Here is an 18,402-nt window from a genome sequence, read left to right on the forward strand (position 1 = left end):
CAATCCGTGCTCATCGCATAGTAAAACCGTTCGGCTTTGGTAACAAAAAGCGTCACGGACGGATGATCAATAAATAACCCGCAAGGAAGCGACGACAATGAATCAAACCACCAATCAAGCACTGCATGGCAATCAAACAGAAAATATTCAGACAAACAGCCAAGTGAACCATGACATAATAAAAGCTGCCACGCCCACTGAGCAGAAGTTTTACGATTTCTATTTAGAAGAACATCAAAATATGGCGTGCCGACGACTGCATTTCGCAGGCAGCAGTTTTGGCTTATTGGGCTTGGCAAAATCTATCAAGACCCGTTCGCCAAAGCCCTTGCTAAAGGGTATCGTGGCAGGCTACGCTTGTGCTTGGGTTGGTCATTTCTTTTTTGAAAAAAACAAACCTGCCTCTTTTAAATTTCCGTTAAAGAGCTTCACCAGTGATTTTCGTATGTATAGCGATGTGCTACGCGGCAATTTGAGCCTGAGAGATCGCAAATTTGATCGAGCATAAACAAGATGTTTGTACTATTCGCCAAGTCTGACACTTATGACTCTAAATGAACGGAATACCTATAAATGAATACATTAACTAAAGCGTATGTGGCTGAGTGTAAAAAGGCTCTTGATGTAGAGCAAACTCACAGTTTGTCAACGACTGATAATTGGGCACACGTCAATAGAGAGCTCGTCCATCAAGACTGGGATATTCTCTACAAAAAACTGGCAGTATATGCCGACGAAACTGCTGTCGATCACGTTGATGTTCAGCGGCTAATGCAAGAGCACTTTGATATAGCTTGTAGGTTTTATACTCCGTCCAAAGAGGCCTATATAGGGATGGGAATATTTTATAAAGAAAATGCAGATATGCAAAAATTTCATAATTCTTATCACCCCGAACTGGTTGATTATTTGGGCGATGCCATTGTTCATTATGCTGGTCATAATTTATAAAACAATACAACCAAACTGGGTATGTCGTGATTTAAGACGTGTCATCATTTAGATTATGCCGCTTAAAACGATTAAATTTTTATCCAAAAAAAACCAGCATGCTCGCTGGTTTTTTTGTGACACATGATAGGCTATAACTTACTAAACTATGCCTTTGCCATTTCGGCAAATATCTCATCAGCCGCTTTGATCGACGCATCAATATCTTCATCGCTATGCTTGATAGACATAAATCCTGCTTCATAAGCCGACGGTGCAAGGTAGATACCACGATCTAGCATACCGTGGAAGAAAGTATTGAACACGGTCATGTCGCACTCTGTCACGTCATCAAAGTTCTGAGGCACAGTGGTCGCATTGTCTCTGACGAAGAACATACCAAACATGCCACCCAATTTATTGGTACGAAGGTTAATGCCATGCTTGTCAGCTGCTGCTTGAAAACCGTCTACTAGACGATCAACTTTCGCTGCTAACTCATCATAAAAACCGTCTGCTGTTAAATCTTCAAACATTGCAATACCAGCACGCATCGCGAGTGGATTTCCTGATAACGTACCAGCTTGATAAACACCGCCAAGTGGTGCAATGCAAGACATGATGTCTTTCTTACCGCCGAACGCACCAACTGGCAGGCCTGCGCCAATGATTTTGCCAAAGCAAGTCAGATCAGGATCAATACCGAAATGCGCTTGTGCACCGCCAAGTCCTACGCGAAACCCAGTCATCACTTCATCAAATACCAATACCGCACCATTGGCAGTACACTCTGCGCGCAAGGTGTCATGGAATTCTTGAGTCGGAATGATCATATTCATGTTACCAGCGATCGGCTCTAAGATAACGCAGGCAATCTCTTCGCCCCATTTCTCAAAACAGTCTTTGATCGCTTGCGGATCATTATAAGGAATCGTAATCGTGTGCTTGGCAAAATCAGCAGGTACACCTTTTGAGGTTGGCTCACCAATATCAAGCATGCCCGAACCTGCTTTTACGAGCAGGCTATCTGAATGCCCATGGTAGCAGCCTTCAAATTTAACGATTTTGTCACGCTGCGTATAACCACGTGCTAGACGAATCGCACTCATGGTCGCTTCTGTACCAGAGCTGGTCATGCGAATCATCTCAACGCTCGGTACGATATCACAAATTTTATCTGCAACTGTCGTCTCGAACGGCGTTGGTGTACCAAAGCTCAAACCATCATCGGCGGCCTTTTTAACGGCATCGATGACTTTTGGATGCGCATGACCCAAAATCATTGGGCCCCACGAGCCGACATAATCGATATAAGCATTGTCTTCAGTGTCATAAATCTTGCTGCCATTAGCACGGTGCATAAAGATTGGTGTACCACCGACCCCTGCAAAGGCGCGAACCGGTGAATTGACACCACCTGGGATATGTTTGCGCGCTTGCGCAAAGAGCTGTTCGTTTTTAGTACTCATAGTTATTCTCTGTTTATTGGTTCTGTATTATTTTATTAAAAGTCAACTTTCTGATTAACTTTTATCAGATTTTAGTATTATTCTTTGAATTAAGCGTAGCAGCTTAAGCTTTTTTAACAACGGAAGATTTAAGCTTCATGGGGCCATAGCCGTCGAGCTTACAGTCGATATCATGGCCATCGGTCGCATCTGGCAACAGACGAATACTTTTCGCTTTAGTCCCTACTTTGATCACAAGTGAAGAACCTTTGACCTTTAAGTCTTTGATGACGGTCACAGCATCGCCATCTTGTAGCTCATTGCCAACAGCATCACGAATGACGGCACCTTGGTCTTCAGCTTGCGCTGCATCAGTTTCAGCTGCCGTCCATTCATGAGCACACATAGGACATACCAGTAACGCACCATCTTCGTACGTATATTCAGCATCACATTTTGGGCAATTGGGTAAGCTCATTATATCCTCGGCAGCCATCGTACATTAGGTTAATTGTAGAGCTAATATTGTAACGTAACTCGCCATCTTTAACCAATTTGTACGGTTGAAAATGGGACGCTATGTCCAATTTAACGCTTAACCCATCGCTTAGTGATGACGTTTCTTATGACAGGGGTTTTTGTGGTACTCTTCTTAGCCTCATTTAGATTTATATGCACATATACTGTCAGTGACAAAAGCGATCAGATAGTTTTTTATCACTTCGATTTACCCTCTATATTATTAATAAATAAGCTCTCATCAGAAGGATAATAACAATGACTCAGTCTTCAAATCCATCAGCCGTACCGCAGTTTTCGCAATTGACGATTCAAGGCGAGGACGCCGAAAAGTTCTTACAAGGGCAACTGACTTGTGACGTCACCAAACTCGGGCTTAGCTATCAGGCAGCGGCTATCGGCAACTTAAAAGGTCGTATTGAATTTGGTATTTGGATCAAGAAGCAGGCAGAAAAACACTATGATGTGGTCATCAGTGCCGATTGCGCTGAGTCTTTACAAGCACACCTTAATAAGTACGGGGCGTTTTCAAAGTTCGATACCAGTGCACCAGCAGTGATTTACCCTTGTGTACTAGCAGATGAGCCAACTTTTAGCCACAAAGACGATCACAATACCGACGAGGATACGCAGGCATGGATGGCGTGCAGTATAGCTACTGGCAACTATTGGATCGTCGCTGCGACTCAAGGCGAGTTCCAACCGCAAGAGCTACGTCTACATCAGCGCGGTGGTATGGACTATGATAAAGGCTGCTATTTGGGTCAAGAAGTGATTGCTCGCATCTACTTTAAATCTGCACCCAAAGCATTTTTGCACTATGTACAAGGCACCAGTGAAGCACCAACTGCAGGTGACAAACTCGATAAAATCCAAGTGGTCAATGCCATGAAAAATGATGATGGCTTTACCGCTTTGGTCGTGGCACGCCCTGAACAGTTGGCAGAGAGTGAACTGAGCATATTGGACTTGCCAGCTGCACTACAAGTAGATGTTGCGCGTCCGAAATAAAAGCACATCGAATCAGGCAAGCGACGCAGCGAAGGTGATGGTCGTTTAATACAGCGCGACCGTCATTATTAACATGAGCATAGAGAATCCTATGACACATATTGCGGTACTCGGAGCAGGCGTGGTGGGCGTGACCACCGCATGGTATCTACGTCAGGCAGGCTATGATGTGACCGTGATTGAGCGCGAACCGGCGGCAGGTATGCAGACGTCATTTGCCAATGGCGGCCAAATCTCTGTCTCACATGCCACGCCTTGGGCCAATCCTGCGACCCCGATGAAAGCGCTCAAGTGGCTGTTTAAAGAAGACGCTCCACTACTCTATCGCTTGCGTGCGGATAAAGCTCAGCTCAAATGGGCCATGCAGTTTCTGCAAGAGTGCCGCGCCGATAGAGCCGATGCCAATCTGGTACAGATGGTTCGCTTGGGTCTGTATTCAAGAAATATCTTACAGCAGCTACGAGCAGATATCGGTATCGATTATGAGCAGCAAACACGCGGTATCATGCACTTTTATACCAATCAGGCAGAGTTTGATGCGGCTATCGAACCCACTGAGCGTATGCAAGCGCTTGGCTGTGAACGCCATGTGATTGATATTAATAACGCTGTCAGCTTGGAACCAGCGCTTTACCCAATCGCGCATAAGCTCACTGGCGCAACCTATACCAGCCGTGATGAGTCTGGCAATGCCCATCTATTTACTCAACGGTTAGCACAGCGCTGCATAGATGCTGGCGTACAGTTTTTATATGATACCGAGATTTTGGCACTTAATACTGATGCAAATTCTACCCGTCCGCATGTGCATAGTATTACCATTCGCCCAAAAGGTGAAAACGCGCAGACTTTTAGTGCTGATAGTTATGTGTTGGCGCTTGGCAGCTATAGTGTCTCCCTATTAAAACCGCTGAACATTCATGCACCTATTTTTCCCGCCAAAGGATATTCAGCCACTTATCAAATCAACCCTCGTGCACCGCATTTAGCCCCTTTTGTTAGTCTGATTGATGATGAGTTTAAACTGGTTACCTCTCGACTAGGTGATAAGCTACGGGTCGCTGGAACAGCGGAGTTTAATGGCTATAATTTAGACTTAAATGCCACGCGCTGTGAAGCCATTACTCGTCGCGTACAGCAGTTGTTCCCAAAAGGAATTATTGCAAATTCCGTTCAATACTGGACGGGACTGCGGCCTATGACACCATCAAATGTCCCACTCATTGGACGGGCACATTGTGGTCAAGTGAAACACGGTAGCCGCAACGATGGTGCTACCTTTGATAATTTATGGCTCAACACGGGTCATGGCACATTAGGCTGGACGCATGCTTGCGGCTCTGCAAAAGCGATTAGCTTATTAATCCAAGGTGAAACCCCTAACGTGGATTTTGACTTTGTCGGTATGAGCGCTTAATCGGATAAACGATGTATTACAATATTATGCAAAAGAAAGAAGGCGCTTACCTATAGTAAGCGCCTTCTTTTTATTTTAAATTTAGGAAAAATCTTATACTACTGTGCTGCCCATCAAGATTTATGATGCCGTAGCCAATGCGTCATCTGTTGCTGATTCAAGCGCTTCTAATTGTACTGGCACACCATTTACTGCTGCGTTGCCACTCAATTGATCAATCAAAGTATCGTCCGTTAAATCATTCACACTGACGCCTGCATGCGCTTGGGCAATCTTCTGCTTAACCCCTTTACGTCCATGACCGAAGCCATGTGGAATACTGACAACGCCTGGCATGAGCTCATCAGTCACTTCTGCGGCAATGATAACGCTGCCCACCCGAGACGTCACTCTGACATCTTGACCATCTTTAATGCCTTGCTGCTCAGCAGTTTCAGGGTGTAACATTAACGTACAACGTGATTTTCCTTTTACCAATCGATGGCTATTATGCAGCCAAGAGTTGTTGCTACGCACATGACGGCGGCCAATGAGCAAAATGTGACTGTCATCATATTGCTGCATCATCTCTTTTACACGGTCTAAATCTGCTTGATAAAAATCAACATTGAGATGAATCTGCTTGTCTGCATGCTTGATAGCATCTGGCAACATGCTGTGCAGTGGCCCTAAATCGATACCATGCGGATTGTCTATCAGCATATCCAAGGTAACCTCTTTATAAGGCCCATACTTGAGACCCTGCTCGAGTAAAAACTTTGGCCCAAACGCTTTTGTCGCTGCACGTTCTTTTTGTATTGCTTCTGGGGCATCTTTATCCAAACGATCAGCCAATTCTAAATAAATCTCCCAATCATGCTTTTCATTGTCTTTTCGATCAAACAAGGCAGGCGAGTACTTGGCGACATTGTGCACGGCAAAACCATTAAAGGTCACGTCATAATGGTCACGTTCTAGTGGCGATACCGGCGGTAAAATAATATTGGCATGACGGCTGGTTTCGGTCACAAAATAATCGAGCGACACCATAAACTCCAACCCTGACAAGGCTTCGTCTAATTTTTCACCATTTGGGGTGCTGAGGACAGGATTGCCGGCGACACTCATAAATCCCTTTAACTGACCTTCGCCTGCTACCAACATCTCATCCGCCATCGCAACCACTGGATACTCGCCATTGAAGTCAGGCAGATTGCTTACTCGGCTGTGGCGTTTGCCTAAATATCCTGGGCCTGAGCTATTGACAACATCGACCGCGGGATTAGGGAACATCAATCCGCCCACTTCATCTAAGCGACCTGTGACGATATTAATGACCATCGACAGATACTGGCTTAACAAACCGAACTCTTGCACCGATATACCCATGCGACCATAGCACACCGAGCTTTCAGCCTCACAAAACTCTTTCACTAAACGTTTAATTTCAATTGCGGTAATACCAGTGATGCTGGCTACCGACTCAGCCGTATAGTCTTTGGCAAACGAGGCGATACGATCAATCTCTGGGGCTAAAGCCGCCGCTCTACTGTCTACCTTGGCATAGCCTTGCGCATAGATTTCATTCAGCATGGCCAGCAACAATAAAACATCAGTTGCGGGACGAATAAAATGATGCTCGCTGGCGATCTCTGCAGTTTCTGTGCGTCTTGGGTCAATCACAACCACTTTACCCGCGCGAGCTTTTATATCTTTTAACTTTTGGCGCATGTTCGGCGCAGTCATGATACTGCCATTAGAGGCCAGCGGATTACCACCAATAATCAACATATATTGTGTGCGATTCACATCGGGCACAGGGATACGCAGCATGTGACCAAATAGATGCATGCTGACGATATGATGCGGTAGCTGATCAATTGAAGTGGCAGAAAAGCGACTGCGTGTTTTTAGGCTGGTCAATAGTTGCTTGACCGTTAGCATGCCACCCATGTTGTGCACATTCGGATTTCCCAGATACACCCCAAAGGCGTTTTGACCGTATTTTTGCTGTACTGATTGAATACCTGCCGCTACTTTATCCAATGCTTCTGGCCAACTGAGCGTTTTCCAACCGTCAGCGGTTCTTTCAACAGGCTGGCGCAAGCGATCAGGATCTTCATGCAAATCTTGTAAGGCCGTGGCTTTTGGGCAAATATAACCTTGCGAAAATGGATCGTTTTTATCGCCTTTAATCGATAATACTTTTTCGCCATCATGCTTTATCTCAACACCGCACATCGCCTCGCACAATGTGCAGGTTCTAAAATGTGTTTGTTCGTCAGCTACCATTTCTTTAGCCATAGTCATGCTCCCTGTGTTTTTTATTGACTCTAGTTTCCGTTCTACTTTCGTTTTATACAGTCGATTCAATCTAAAAAGAATACAGTGCTGTTGGGATAAATTTTTCGAAGTCTCTGGAGTGCAAAGCACGCAGCAGTCAAGGAGTATTTATACCAGCAGAACACTATGTTTAACGTGCCCCTTTTATTTTGAACCAACTACAAGTTACTTTCTTTATTATTGCGTTCGTGCAAAAAAATTGCCAAACAATGCAGCAAAATTTGCACTTAAAATGGTAATCGCTTGTTGTCTTGAATAACGCTCTTGATGACAGCCTAAGATTAATTCATGGACTTGTGCGCTCGCAATATCGACACAGAGATTCACGTGAGTGCGTTCAATAGAACGACCAGATAACTGTAGTCCCTGAATGAATATCTCCGTCCACTCTTCTTGTATTTCTGTAATAAGATTGCCTAACTGTTTATGCTCCGAACCCTTATCCACGGCATTTATTGTCTTTGAACCAAAGCGCGGCCGGTCTTCGACTAGATGTTGAAACAAGGCAATATTCTGAAATGCCGCATCAAAAATCAGGGTCAAACAGGACTGGCAACGCTGGTTAAATTGCTCTTTACTCAAAAAATCATAATCTTTTATCATCGTTACCCAAGCCATACGCATGGGGGATAGATAGTTGTCTTTGAGCTGTTCGCTTAATTCATGTTGCAAGGCATCAAGGCTATCAAAATGATTGTAAAAGCTAGGCTGAGCAATGCCTGCACCCTTGGCAACTTTATTCATGCTCATGCCACAAGTGCCCTCTACGCTATAAAGCTGTAAGGCACTCTTTAATAGCGCGCGACGCGTTTTGGCTTTTGCCAGCTCACGCTTTGATTCGGTTGCTGGACTGGCAGCCATGCGGATGAAGTCTGTTCTAGCATTTACCTTCAATATCGACCTCGATTGATGTTTTAAAATGACTTATGGGAATAATTACTATATCGACTATAAGATTATAGTCATTTAAACTATAAGTCTATAGTCAAATTCATCGTCAAACTTATTTTTCACGAAACAATACTTTTAGGTTGCCATCATGACATCAGCAGTTTTTTCTCCTTTTTTATTACCTTGTGGCACCAGTCTCTCAAATCGCCTTGCCAAAGCTGCTATGGAAGAGAATATGGCAGATGAAGGACAAGTCCCCGGCTCTACTATTTTGCGCCTATACCAACGCTGGGCTGAGGGTGGTACTGGCTTATTAATTACCGGTAATGTGATGGTCGATGGTCGCGCGATGACCGGTCCGGGCGGTATCGTATTAGAAAAAGACAGTGATATAGCTCCTTTTGAAGCGTGGGCTAAAGTGGCCAAAAAGAATGACACCCAAGTTTGGATGCAAATTAACCATCCTGGTCGCCAAGTGTATGCGGCTATGGGAGGTGATGTGTTGTCACCTTCTGACGTTTCCCTTGATTTAGGAAAGCACTCTCATCTGTTTGGCAAACCCCGCGGCATGACCCATCAAGATATCGAGCAGCTGATTCAACGTTTTGTCGATACTGCTTTAAAAGCAGAACAAGCTGGTTTTGACGGCGTGCAAATTCATGCCGCTCACGGTTACCTTATTTCTCAGTTTTTGTCGCCATTAACCAATAAACGTGACGATGAATTTGGCGGTTCGATTGAAAATCGTATGCGCTTATTAATCACTGTTATTAAAGCTGTTCGCGCACAAGTTTCGCCTCGCTTTGCCGTCGCCGTAAAAATGAATTCAGCCGATTTTCAGCGTGGAGGTTTTGATGCTAATGATGCAAAGACCGTTATCCTAGCAATGAATGGGCTTGCCGTTGATTTGGTGGAGTTATCTGGTGGCAGTTACGAAAGCCCAGCGATGCAAGGCACAACGGCAGACGGTCGAACCTTGCAGCGAGAAGCTTACTTTTTAGACTTTGCAAAAGAGATTGCGCAAGTGGCCACCATGCCTATTATGACCACAGGCGGTGTCAGGCGTTTGGCGGTAGCAGAAAACGTCCTAGCCCAAGGCATTGATATTGTCGGGATGGGCACAGCCTTAGCGATGAACCCCGCTTTGCCTAATGACTGGAAAGAAAACGATCAGCTCAGTGCCCACGATCCAGTGGTTCAGTGGAAAGACAAAACCTTGAGTGCGATTGCGACTATGGCTGTCATTAAGCGCCAACTGCAACGCATGGGTGCAGGAAAGCCACCAAAACCCAATGCTTCACCCCTATTTTCATTGATTCGTGATCGTCTCCGAGTAAAGAAACTGACCAAGCGTTATCAAGACTATTTGGCTAAGTAGTTTATGTTTGCACCTTTATGAGAAGCGTGTTGCACCTTTATAAATAAGCATTGCTTATTGCTAAAATTATTCTAGGGCATGTCTTCATTTTATTCCGAGCTGAATACAGACGAAGACAAAGTCTGAGCCGTTGATAAAGCCTGATGGTATTGGTAGATTGTTAGAAAACCTCTTAGGTTATTTACGTATTTCGCTGACAACACCCCTTATTTATTACACAAATATGGTCTCCATAACATACTCATGCAGATTGCTATCATGAAGTAACACTCTAAACATTGCCTATACAGACAGCGTAATTTTCAAAGTCTATATTAGGGGCATCAGTTAGCTTATTTTTATAGATATCAAATAAACGGTAACTAAATAAAAATAGCTACTGAACTTAGCATTAAGTAAAACCAAACGAGATAAATATCTGGATTAATTAATAATCAAAAAAAGGAATATAATAATGAACGAACATACCCTGAAAGGTGAATGGAACCAAGTTAAAGGCTCAGCCAAGCAAAAATGGGCTGACCTTACTGATGACGATTTATTACACGTTGAAGGCAGCCGTGATAAATTGGTTGGTAAAGTCCAAGAACGTTATGGCCATAGTAAGGATGATGCTGAGCGTGAAGTAGATGATTGGCGTCGTGAAAACAAATATTAAGCTATCAGCTAAGTCACCAATGACATTATTGATGATTTGATAAGTCAAAAAACCGCATGATTCTCATGCGGTTTTTTATTAGCAGCTATTTAACGCTTTATACAGTACTCAATGACGTACTTAGAACAGGTTGAATAAAAATTTCTTAACCTATAGACACGATAAAACCGCATAGCAATTGATTGTTATGCGGTTTTATTGTTAACCATCCATGTTACCTATCACGACTGTAATCTATGCATCCTTGCATAACGTTCAGCATATTGCGATACCGGGCATCCTACCCTATTTACTACGGTTACTAGCATTAACTGCTATCAGCAAAGGTTATGTATCCTTTCTTCATTTACCGTTATCATCCTGATGCCAGTAAACGAATCATTATCCTTAATGCGGTCAACTCAATCCTTGAGTTACATTCCCTGATGCCGTGTATGTATAATGCCTAATTCTCACCCTGATGTTAAGTCGCGTAAACGTCATTGCTTGTAAGCATATGCTTACAAGCCCAATTTACTCTAATGTCGTTAATACTCTCAAATCAGCATTTCTCCCAAAACACTTCCCTACCCTTTGGCAATATAACGAACGCCAACGCGGAGAAAACAATACCTACCCCACATGACATAGAGGAATAAATAAACTCATATTCAACAGGGCTGTCTTTGACATGGTGGTCAGAAATGTTGGTCAGTAGCCCACATACAAGCACCGTTATACCTGCAAATTATGGATAAAAAATAAGCTTAAATAGCATCTATGGTTTTTTTATTGCTAGGGCGTGTCCTCATTTGAAAAATGGTGATAAAAATGAGATAAATTGTAGTCAAACGAGGAAAGTAGCGCAGATAATATCGGGATATTAACCAGCTGCTTAACGATGCTTGGCAAAATTTAGCCATTTTTAGCCCGTTTAGGTAGAATCAATTGAATTGGGGATACGCCCTAGTACTCAGGTATGTGCCGTATTGTTGTTTAAGTGATTGTTTATGAATGATGGTTTGAGCGACATATCCTTAAACGTGGAATTACAACTTAATAACGCAAATGACACTTAACATCAAGTTTTGTGCCTTATCATAGATAATGTAAGAAAATATTTCAAAATACAATATTTTCCAGTTATTTATTAGAGCAAACAAATAAGACAGCTAATATAAGAAGGCATCAAGCCCTTCTTTATCGGTGCTACTAAGTCAACTATAGATCAACTGCATTACGCTGTTAGAGGTGAAAAGCAATCACATAATTATCGATCAAAAAAATATCGTAGGAGATTTTATCATGAAGATTTTACAGCTATTCTCATTGAAAACAGCGAGGTCTGCTGGCTTTTCACTCACATTGCTAGGTACGATGGTCGGTTGTGTCGTAGGACCAGGCTATGACAATAACTCTGTCTATCGCGGTGATAGAGGCTATGACAACAACGCTAGCTATAACCGTGTGAGCCAGAAGCTGCGTCAGGATTTACGTCGTAAAGGCTATCAGGTCATAGATATCAAATCCGATAATTATCGAGGCAATCGAGCGATCACCGCCTATGCCAAAAAGAGCAATCAAACCTATGAGCTCAAGTATACTTATCCTAGCCTAAAGCTTATCAGCTCAAACAGACAAGATTGGTCTAAGAAGCGCTACGATGACAAGTATGATAACGACCGTGACTACGATAAGCATGATTATGATAAGCACGGTAAATACAAGAAAAAAGGAAAAGGCAAGTACAAAAAGAACCACAAATATAAAAAGAACTGGTAATCCTGAGAGAGCCAGTGAAGTGCTATATTTAAATAGTTTTCAGTCGTAAGTTTCACATGGTATCTCGAAACTTACGACAAGGTAATGCTAAGTCTCATATTGCCTTAAGGTAAAATTTTGGCATCGTTAACCTATTGATGTCTAAGGTCAAACAATCCAGCCCTTGGTTTGTTTGGCCATTTTTTATAACACTATCAAAAAACTTGAACTTGATAAGAGGACATTATGAATATCACAACCCTACTAAAGCCAACCGTTGCCACCGCTATGGTCACAGCGTTAATGATAACGACAGGTTGCGTCACTGCCCCCGGCTACAATGCGTACGGCGACCTTTACGAGGACGTTTATAAAGACAATAAAGTCTATAAGAAGCATAAAAAAGCTATCAAAAACGTTGATAAAGAGCTTTATCAACCAGCTATCGAGCAACGAGCCGCCAATAAAGTCAGTAATATGGGCTACCGTGTCAAAGACGTCAAATATAAAAGAGGCGATAGCAAAATAAAGGTAAAGGCCACACGTGGTAGTAAAGATTATAAAATCGAACTTGGTTATCCAGGCTATCAAGTAATTAAGATAAAATAAGACTAAATCGCTGCTAATAACCTATATTCAGGTCAATATAAAAAAGAGACAGCGTGACTGGTATAAATTTTTCGTAGCCTCTGTCTGCGTAGGCACAGCAAGCAAGAAAAGTTTGTGCCAGTCACGCATCATCATGTCATGTACCCATTTTATTTAGTATCAACTATACCTCTAAAGCTCAAAAGTCTAGCACTTCGATGACATCATAGGCAGGCGTCTCATAAGGGTGCGCCTGCTTTAATGCCTCAATAACTTGCTCAATATTAGCTGTGGCAACCACCATCTCTACTCGCCACTCATCAACTTTTTCGAGCTTATCTTGCGCGCCAATATGCGGATCACTGCCTGCCAGCGGCATAAACTGCCCCACCCCTTGTACTTGCCAGCAGCAGCGCTCGTAATTGCCAATCGTACCAGCGCCTGCGGCAAATAAAACAGACTTAACTGGCTCTAATGCCGAGTCAGGAATAAAAACAGTCAGTTTATACATAGTGTCACCTTTTTTTATCTATTAGTATGAGAGAGCAGCTCTATTACCATCAGAGAGTAGCCATCGTTTTATTTTTTTGACAGTGAAGGATGGTCGCTCCAGATATAGCGCAATAGCCAATCTTTGGCATCGCCAGCATAATCAATGCCGATACGAGGACGCAGCGATACTGGTGGCTGGCAGTCATCATCTTCGAGCCAAACTGCCGACTCGACACTGATAGATTTACCATTTAACACGCGATCAATTTGTAAGCGCTTCGTTAATTTGCCAGGACCTGCCAGCTGGGCTAGATGAGTAAGTTGCTTATTCGTGCTCAGGAACTCTTCTTCCATCAAACGATCACTATCGTCGGTCAAAAATCCAGCCCGTATTAATACCGACTCAGGAGACTCTTCTCCACCGCTGACCAGATTGAGCATATGATGCACACCGTAAGTCAAATAGACATAAAACACGCCGCCTTGCGCATACATAATTTCAGTACGAGCCGTTCGGCTACCCGCATGCGAATGACAAGCAGGGTCGTCCTTACCGATATAAGCTTCGGTTTCTGAGATACGCATGCGCAATACTTTCACTGTGCCATCAGTATCCGTTAACTTTCTACACAGTACTTTGCCAATCAAATCAGCGGCGACCACACAGGTTGGTCGAGTAAACCAACTAGGGTCTAAAACAGTTGATGAAGCAGTAGACATTAGCGAAACCTTTTCTTATTTTTATCATCTAATTGACATGACCAAATATTAATAAACAAGTATTAATAAATTAGCATAAAAGTAAGATAAGATATTCAAGACAATGTTGGCGCTATGTTTGATTTTTTATACGAGTTAAGCTACAAACTTGTGCCTAAAGAGATAATATTCATGGTGTCTAATAGCCATCCACAATGATGGCTAGAGAGGATTTTATCACTGAGCATTATTAGGATGTGTCCTCAATTCAACCGATAGCTATCTAAATGGGATAAAAGTGATTAAATCTTGCAGTCTGTTTTGAGTGGTTCCATTACAACGGTCTATTTTGAGTGGTCTATTAATTGCTTAATAGGTCTGTTTTTCTGGTTTCGTTGGGGTATAGGCTAAATATAGTAAGTTCAAGTCAGCTCAAACGCTGATTACCTAAAACAAATCTGATGTTGACATTCTAAGTACATCAGATTTATTTAGCCAAATACCTTTAGAGCATTTTATACCACTAAGATAATTTTTAAGGTACTCTATAAAACTAAATCCGGTACATTCAAATGTATTGTCACCATCACAGTAGTGCCAAACTTGTAGTTCTGGATCTGTCGTATAAATAAAATAATAAGACGTTTCATTCAATCGACTAAAAAAGTAAGGTTTACCATCAAGATCTTTTTGAGTAATAAAACCCTCATCAACTAGTTCTTGTTGCCACCCTAAGTTGATACTCATATGAACTAAAAATGTTGTCTCATCAGAACGATTATTGTATTTATTGAATACAAAAAAGTCATCCATAAAAAGGCCTCCAGAGCATTTACCAAAAGTCTGTAACCAAAGCCTGAAATCTCCTTTGGCTTCTATGTTTAATTTCTCCGTATAAACATCTATTTCTTCATTTTTAAGTCCATCAATAGCATTTATATCTATGTTCCAACAAATATCTTTACTAATGTATGGCATAAACTGGTCGATAAACTCATTCATTTTATAATCCCAATTTTCAATAACCTATGAATTCTTTGATGTTGACTCCTCAAATATCTAAATCGTCATTTTGGATAGCCTGTTTGATTAATCGTTTAGGATTGTACTACCCCCAATACATAGGTCTGCATGACCCATATTACCGATTTCATAGCTACTGAAGTTACAGCTAATACTAGGAGTTCGATGCCTGTATAGCGCACCGATCACGAATAGAATATGTATGGTAAGTACACCATGAAGTACACTGTGACTATTTCAGCGAGTTAAAACGTTGATACCATTAGCCCACAGTCGAAGATTCAAGTCCTCACTAGGGAACCATCATTTAGTATAATGCCATAAAAAAACTGAGCACATGGCTCAGTTTTTTTGTTTTGCGCTAGACATTTACGACTTAGCTCAGTGGCACACCAATACGGTTAGCCACTTCTTCGTAAGCTTCGATAACATCGCCTAATGATTGACGGAAACGGTCTTTATCCAATTTCTTCTTGGTATTTTTGTCCCAAATACGGCAACCATCTGGTGAAAACTCATCACCCAAAACGATACGGTCATGGAATACGCCAAATTCTAATTTGAAATCGACCAGTATTAAATCGCCTGCATCAAACAGTGCTTTTAATACATCATTCACTTGATGCGTCAGCTCTTCCATTTTTGCTAATTGTGCTTCGGTAGCCCAACCAAGAGACACAGAAAGTGACTCATTGACCATTGGATCACCAAGCGCGTCATCTTTGTAGAATAGCTCATAAGTAGGCGGCGTCAATGCTTGGCCTTCTTCTAAGCCTAAACGACGAACCAAACTGCCCGCAGCGAAGTTACGTACGACGCACTCAACTGGAATCATATCCAAACGCTTGACCAGCACTTCGTCATCAGATAATTGTCTTTCGAAATGAGTTTCGATACCAGCGGCAGCCAGTTTTTGCATAATAAAAGCATTAAAGCGGTTATTAACCACGCCCTTACGTGCCAACTGTTCGATACGCTTACCATCAAGCGCCGAGGTATCATCACGAAAGTGTAAAATCAGAAGGTCGTTGTCTTCTGTTTCATAGACTGATTTGGCTTTACCTTTATACAGCAGTTGTTGCTTTTGCATTATGGAGTTCCTGTTCGTTCAAGCTTATGTGGTAAAAACGCGCAGCGACCGCTGAATCCTATATGACGTCATTCATGAGAACATCATGTCCTGAACAATCACAGTAAAAAGTCAGCGGTGTAAGTAGGGAAATACGGTATTTAGTTTGAAGTATCGCTCACAGCGACAGCGCGTTGAGGCTTAGGCAGTTGATACTGCTTACCTGCTTCGTTCTGTAAGGTGAGCGTGTTTACGCCTGCATTTGGGGTTGTGTATAACGGCACAAAAGCTGCTGGTTGTTGAGCTACTGGTAGCTCTAGTGGTGCAAGCTTCTTACTCTCTTGATACTCTAAGCTGCCATTATCGCGCTTACCAAGAAAGCCTTTGGTCATTTGACAGCCACTTAATACTAGTGTGCTACCCAATACCAAAACCATCATAGCAGGAAACGTTCTTGTAGGGGTTGATGATACTTTCATCATATTATCTCTCTGAGTTAGCAATTTTTGCTCATTTAGACGATTGGCTCGTCATTTTGATAGAACCTTATAAGTTCTTGCTAAGCCAATGTCATCAGCGACTGGCTCAGCATTTACAATGCTTCACTTCTATAATAAATTCGCACGCATCTATAGTAAATTTGCGCGAACCAACGCTTTATCAATAGTGGCATGATGTTGTTCTGCTAGCCAAACCAATGGCAAGCGGATACCCGTATCTATCATACCCATTTTATGTAACGCATATTTTGCTGGAATGGGGCTCGATTCAATAAATAAATCACGATGCAAGTGCTTAATCACGTCATGTACTTTGTGCGCGGCATCAAAATCACCACGTAGTGCGGCCGAAAAGGTCTCACTCATGGCGTTCGGTGCGACATTAGCCGTTACTGAAATGTTGCCTTTGGCACCCATTTGCATCAAATCAAGCGCCGTGCCATCATCGCCAGATAGCACGACAATACGATCGCCAACCGCTTTAATCAATTGCTCACCGCGAGCGACTGAGCCCGTCGCATCTTTAATCGCAACGATATTATCGATATCAGCCAAACGTTCAACCGTATTTTGAGCGATATCGACCACGGTACGCCCCGGTACATTATAGAGCATCTGCGGGATGTTTACGGCTTGGGCAATGGCTTTATAATGTTGATACAAGCCTTCTTGTGGCGGCTTATTATAGTAAGGAGCAACCAATAATGCACAGTCTGCACCAGCATCCGCCGCATCTTGCGTCAGTTTGATGGCTTCAGTCGTATTATTGGCGCCTGTACCTGCTATCACTGGCACGCGGCCTTTGACATGCTTCACAAAGTAACGAATCACATCGCTATGTTCTTGCATCGATAACGTCGCTGATTCGCCGGTGGTACCGACGGCAACGAGACAGTGGGTGCCTTGCTCAATCTGCCAGTCTATGAGATCGGCCAGACGTTTATAATCGACCGTGCCGTCAGGGTGCATGGGCGTTACCAAGGCTACCATTGAACCTTGTAGTCGGGTTTTAATCTCGTCGTATGCTGTGCTCATAACCGTGCCTTACTGTTGTATTATCCTAGCTTTATTAAAGCTGTCACATGATCGATCATTTGCAACTACCCATATCCATTTTTAAGTCAATAGACAAGCCAATGACAGGTATTGCTTGACGTTCATACTGGGTGTTTATATACCTACAATAATGACATTTGCACTATAAAATCATGTGCAGGTCTACCCGCACTAACATTATTATTGTCAATTGCCGATGTTGTTTATTAATAGCCATAAAAACGCTTACTAGTGTAGCATATTTTGATTTGACCGCTATCAGTCAATTAATGCTCAGCCTAGGTATATCGTGTGCCATGTTAAGCCCTGTTTAACGCGATGGTAATGCGCAAGAGTGACTGATTATAGATTTTATTATTTAGGGTCTGTTGAACATTCAAATATTAGGACTGCTGATCGCTAAAATCTTCCCAAACTAGGCGTAAACCGACGATACTGTCGAGACCTTAGCTAGGTTTACAACAACGTTTGTGGTGATTTTAGCATCAGCCTTTCAGGGCAGGACTATTTTTTGCCAATACATGGCGAAATTGTCTACCCTAGAACGACTAGGCGTCAAAAATTTCACTGCGTATTGTCTAAAAAATAGCCACTGCCAGTTCCACATTTGAATGTTCAACAGACCCTAATAGTTAGTTTAGCGTAATTATGAAACTGGGAT

At 42.6% G+C, this 18,402-nt stretch carries 18 protein-coding genes; 8 read left to right on the forward strand and 10 right to left on the reverse strand.

Annotated features, from left to right (window positions below):
• The first annotated feature begins 97 nt into the window (after positions 1–97).
• Entirely contained in the window at positions 98–508 is a 411-nt protein-coding gene (locus tag RH96_RS00800) for a DUF962 domain-containing protein (protein WP_010196084.1), read from the forward strand.
• Positions 509–573: 65 nt separating this feature from the next.
• Complete coding sequence (locus RH96_RS00805) at positions 574–951, forward strand: TipAS antibiotic-recognition domain-containing protein (protein WP_010196086.1); 378 nt, start codon at positions 574–576, stop codon at positions 949–951.
• Positions 952–1,097: 146 nt separating this feature from the next.
• Here the strand turns inward: RH96_RS00805 and hemL are convergent, their stop codons facing one another.
• A complete protein-coding gene (gene hemL, locus RH96_RS00810) occupies positions 1,098–2,399 on the reverse strand; it encodes a glutamate-1-semialdehyde 2,1-aminomutase (RefSeq protein WP_010196088.1) in 1,302 nt (433 codons plus the stop codon).
• Positions 2,400–2,502: 103 nt separating this feature from the next.
• Positions 2,503–2,856, reverse strand: a complete 354-nt coding sequence (locus tag RH96_RS00815; RefSeq protein WP_010196089.1) for a zinc ribbon domain-containing protein YjdM — start codon at positions 2,854–2,856, stop codon at positions 2,503–2,505.
• Positions 2,857–3,155: 299 nt separating this feature from the next.
• Between RH96_RS00815 and RH96_RS00820 the strand changes: the two genes are divergently transcribed.
• Both RH96_RS00820 and RH96_RS00825 read left to right on the forward strand, forming a co-directional pair.
• The gene (locus tag RH96_RS00820) at positions 3,156–3,908 is read left to right on the forward strand and encodes a YgfZ/GcvT domain-containing protein (RefSeq protein ID WP_010196091.1); all 753 of its coding nucleotides are present in this window, start codon (positions 3,156–3,158) and stop codon (positions 3,906–3,908) included.
• A 91-nt stretch (positions 3,909–3,999) separates the two neighbouring features.
• The gene (locus RH96_RS00825; RefSeq protein ID WP_010196093.1) at positions 4,000–5,325 is read left to right on the forward strand and encodes a D-amino acid dehydrogenase; all 1,326 of its coding nucleotides are present in this window, start codon (positions 4,000–4,002) and stop codon (positions 5,323–5,325) included.
• A gap of 120 nt (positions 5,326–5,445) precedes the next feature.
• Here RH96_RS00825 and RH96_RS00830 read toward each other — a convergent pair whose 3' ends face one another.
• Positions 5,446–7,608 (reverse strand): molybdopterin oxidoreductase family protein, encoded by a 2,163-nt coding sequence (locus RH96_RS00830; protein WP_010196094.1) that lies wholly within the window; start codon positions 7,606–7,608, stop codon positions 5,446–5,448.
• 216 nt (positions 7,609–7,824) lie between these two features.
• The gene (locus tag RH96_RS14465) at positions 7,825–8,508 is read right to left on the reverse strand and encodes a TetR/AcrR family transcriptional regulator (RefSeq protein WP_010196097.1); all 684 of its coding nucleotides are present in this window, start codon (positions 8,506–8,508) and stop codon (positions 7,825–7,827) included.
• 178 nt (positions 8,509–8,686) lie between these two features.
• Here RH96_RS14465 and RH96_RS00840 point away from each other — a divergent pair, with 178 nt between their 5' ends.
• The 4 genes from RH96_RS00840 (at position 8,687) to RH96_RS00855 (ending at position 12,923) form a co-directional block, all read left to right on the forward strand.
• Complete coding sequence (locus RH96_RS00840; RefSeq protein ID WP_010196098.1) at positions 8,687–9,916, forward strand: NADH:flavin oxidoreductase/NADH oxidase family protein; 1,230 nt, start codon at positions 8,687–8,689, stop codon at positions 9,914–9,916.
• 454 nt (positions 9,917–10,370) lie between these two features.
• Positions 10,371–10,574 carry a CsbD family protein gene (locus RH96_RS00845; RefSeq protein WP_010196100.1) on the forward strand — a complete coding sequence of 68 codons (204 nt, stop codon included), beginning with the start codon at positions 10,371–10,373 and terminating at the stop codon, positions 10,572–10,574.
• 1,284 nt (positions 10,575–11,858) lie between these two features.
• The gene (locus RH96_RS00850; RefSeq protein WP_010196102.1) at positions 11,859–12,335 is read left to right on the forward strand and encodes a hypothetical protein; all 477 of its coding nucleotides are present in this window, start codon (positions 11,859–11,861) and stop codon (positions 12,333–12,335) included.
• A 225-nt stretch (positions 12,336–12,560) separates the two neighbouring features.
• A complete protein-coding gene (locus RH96_RS00855; RefSeq protein WP_010196104.1) occupies positions 12,561–12,923 on the forward strand; it encodes a hypothetical protein in 363 nt (120 codons plus the stop codon).
• A 178-nt stretch (positions 12,924–13,101) separates the two neighbouring features.
• Here the strand turns inward: RH96_RS00855 and RH96_RS00860 are convergent, their stop codons facing one another.
• From RH96_RS00860 to dapA, 6 genes are all read right to left on the reverse strand, one after another.
• Positions 13,102–13,413, reverse strand: coding sequence for an NIF3 1 (locus RH96_RS00860; RefSeq protein ID WP_010196106.1), 312 nt, complete (start codon positions 13,411–13,413; stop codon positions 13,102–13,104).
• Positions 13,414–13,481: 68 nt separating this feature from the next.
• Positions 13,482–14,114, reverse strand: a complete 633-nt coding sequence (locus RH96_RS00865) for a DNA-3-methyladenine glycosylase (protein ID WP_010196108.1) — start codon at positions 14,112–14,114, stop codon at positions 13,482–13,484.
• 426 nt (positions 14,115–14,540) lie between these two features.
• Entirely contained in the window at positions 14,541–15,095 is a 555-nt protein-coding gene (locus tag RH96_RS00870; protein ID WP_010196110.1) for a hypothetical protein, read from the reverse strand.
• A gap of 397 nt (positions 15,096–15,492) precedes the next feature.
• Entirely contained in the window at positions 15,493–16,206 is a 714-nt protein-coding gene (purC, locus tag RH96_RS00875) for a phosphoribosylaminoimidazolesuccinocarboxamide synthase (protein ID WP_010196111.1), read from the reverse strand.
• 140 nt (positions 16,207–16,346) lie between these two features.
• Positions 16,347–16,667: a hypothetical protein gene (locus RH96_RS00880; protein ID WP_227500923.1), complete on the reverse strand. Its 321-nt coding sequence runs from the start codon at positions 16,665–16,667 to the stop codon at positions 16,347–16,349.
• Positions 16,668–16,814: 147 nt separating this feature from the next.
• The gene (gene dapA, locus RH96_RS00885) at positions 16,815–17,720 is read right to left on the reverse strand and encodes a 4-hydroxy-tetrahydrodipicolinate synthase (protein ID WP_010196115.1); all 906 of its coding nucleotides are present in this window, start codon (positions 17,718–17,720) and stop codon (positions 16,815–16,817) included.
• Positions 17,721–18,402: the final 682 nt, after the last annotated feature.

This window comes from Psychrobacter sp. PAMC 21119 (genome assembly GCF_000247495.1).
GTDB classification, from domain to species: Bacteria; Pseudomonadota; Gammaproteobacteria; order Pseudomonadales; family Moraxellaceae; genus Psychrobacter; species Psychrobacter glaciei.

Excerpts from the sequence above, each read along its gene's own strand:
- RH96_RS00870 (WP_010196110.1), bottom strand. The coding sequence starts at position 15,095 with ATGAATGAGTTTATCGACCAGTTTATGCCATACATTAGTAAAGATATT.
- RH96_RS00855 (WP_010196104.1), top strand. The coding sequence starts at position 12,561 with ATGAATATCACAACCCTACTAAAGCCAACCGTTGCCACCGCTATGGTC.
- RH96_RS00880 (WP_227500923.1), bottom strand. The coding sequence starts at position 16,667 with ATGATGAAAGTATCATCAACCCCTACAAGAACGTTTCCTGCTATGATG.
- RH96_RS00840 (WP_010196098.1), top strand. The coding sequence starts at position 8,687 with ATGACATCAGCAGTTTTTTCTCCTTTTTTATTACCTTGTGGCACCAGT.
- RH96_RS00830 (WP_010196094.1), bottom strand. The coding sequence starts at position 7,608 with ATGGCTAAAGAAATGGTAGCTGACGAACAAACACATTTTAGAACCTGC.
- RH96_RS00800 (WP_010196084.1), top strand. The coding sequence starts at position 98 with ATGAATCAAACCACCAATCAAGCACTGCATGGCAATCAAACAGAAAAT.
- RH96_RS00805 (WP_010196086.1), top strand. The coding sequence starts at position 574 with ATGAATACATTAACTAAAGCGTATGTGGCTGAGTGTAAAAAGGCTCTT.
- RH96_RS00865 (WP_010196108.1), bottom strand. The coding sequence starts at position 14,114 with ATGTCTACTGCTTCATCAACTGTTTTAGACCCTAGTTGGTTTACTCGA.
- RH96_RS14465 (WP_010196097.1), bottom strand. The coding sequence starts at position 8,508 with ATGGCTGCCAGTCCAGCAACCGAATCAAAGCGTGAGCTGGCAAAAGCC.
- purC (WP_010196111.1), bottom strand. The coding sequence starts at position 16,206 with ATGCAAAAGCAACAACTGCTGTATAAAGGTAAAGCCAAATCAGTCTAT.
- RH96_RS00825 (WP_010196093.1), top strand. The coding sequence starts at position 4,000 with ATGACACATATTGCGGTACTCGGAGCAGGCGTGGTGGGCGTGACCACC.
- RH96_RS00845 (WP_010196100.1), top strand. The coding sequence starts at position 10,371 with ATGAACGAACATACCCTGAAAGGTGAATGGAACCAAGTTAAAGGCTCA.
- RH96_RS00820 (WP_010196091.1), top strand. The coding sequence starts at position 3,156 with ATGACTCAGTCTTCAAATCCATCAGCCGTACCGCAGTTTTCGCAATTG.
- RH96_RS00860 (WP_010196106.1), bottom strand. The coding sequence starts at position 13,413 with ATGTATAAACTGACTGTTTTTATTCCTGACTCGGCATTAGAGCCAGTT.
- hemL (WP_010196088.1), bottom strand. The coding sequence starts at position 2,399 with ATGAGTACTAAAAACGAACAGCTCTTTGCGCAAGCGCGCAAACATATC.
- RH96_RS00850 (WP_010196102.1), top strand. The coding sequence starts at position 11,859 with ATGAAGATTTTACAGCTATTCTCATTGAAAACAGCGAGGTCTGCTGGC.
- RH96_RS00815 (WP_010196089.1), bottom strand. The coding sequence starts at position 2,856 with ATGAGCTTACCCAATTGCCCAAAATGTGATGCTGAATATACGTACGAA.
- dapA (WP_010196115.1), bottom strand. The coding sequence starts at position 17,720 with ATGAGCACAGCATACGACGAGATTAAAACCCGACTACAAGGTTCAATG.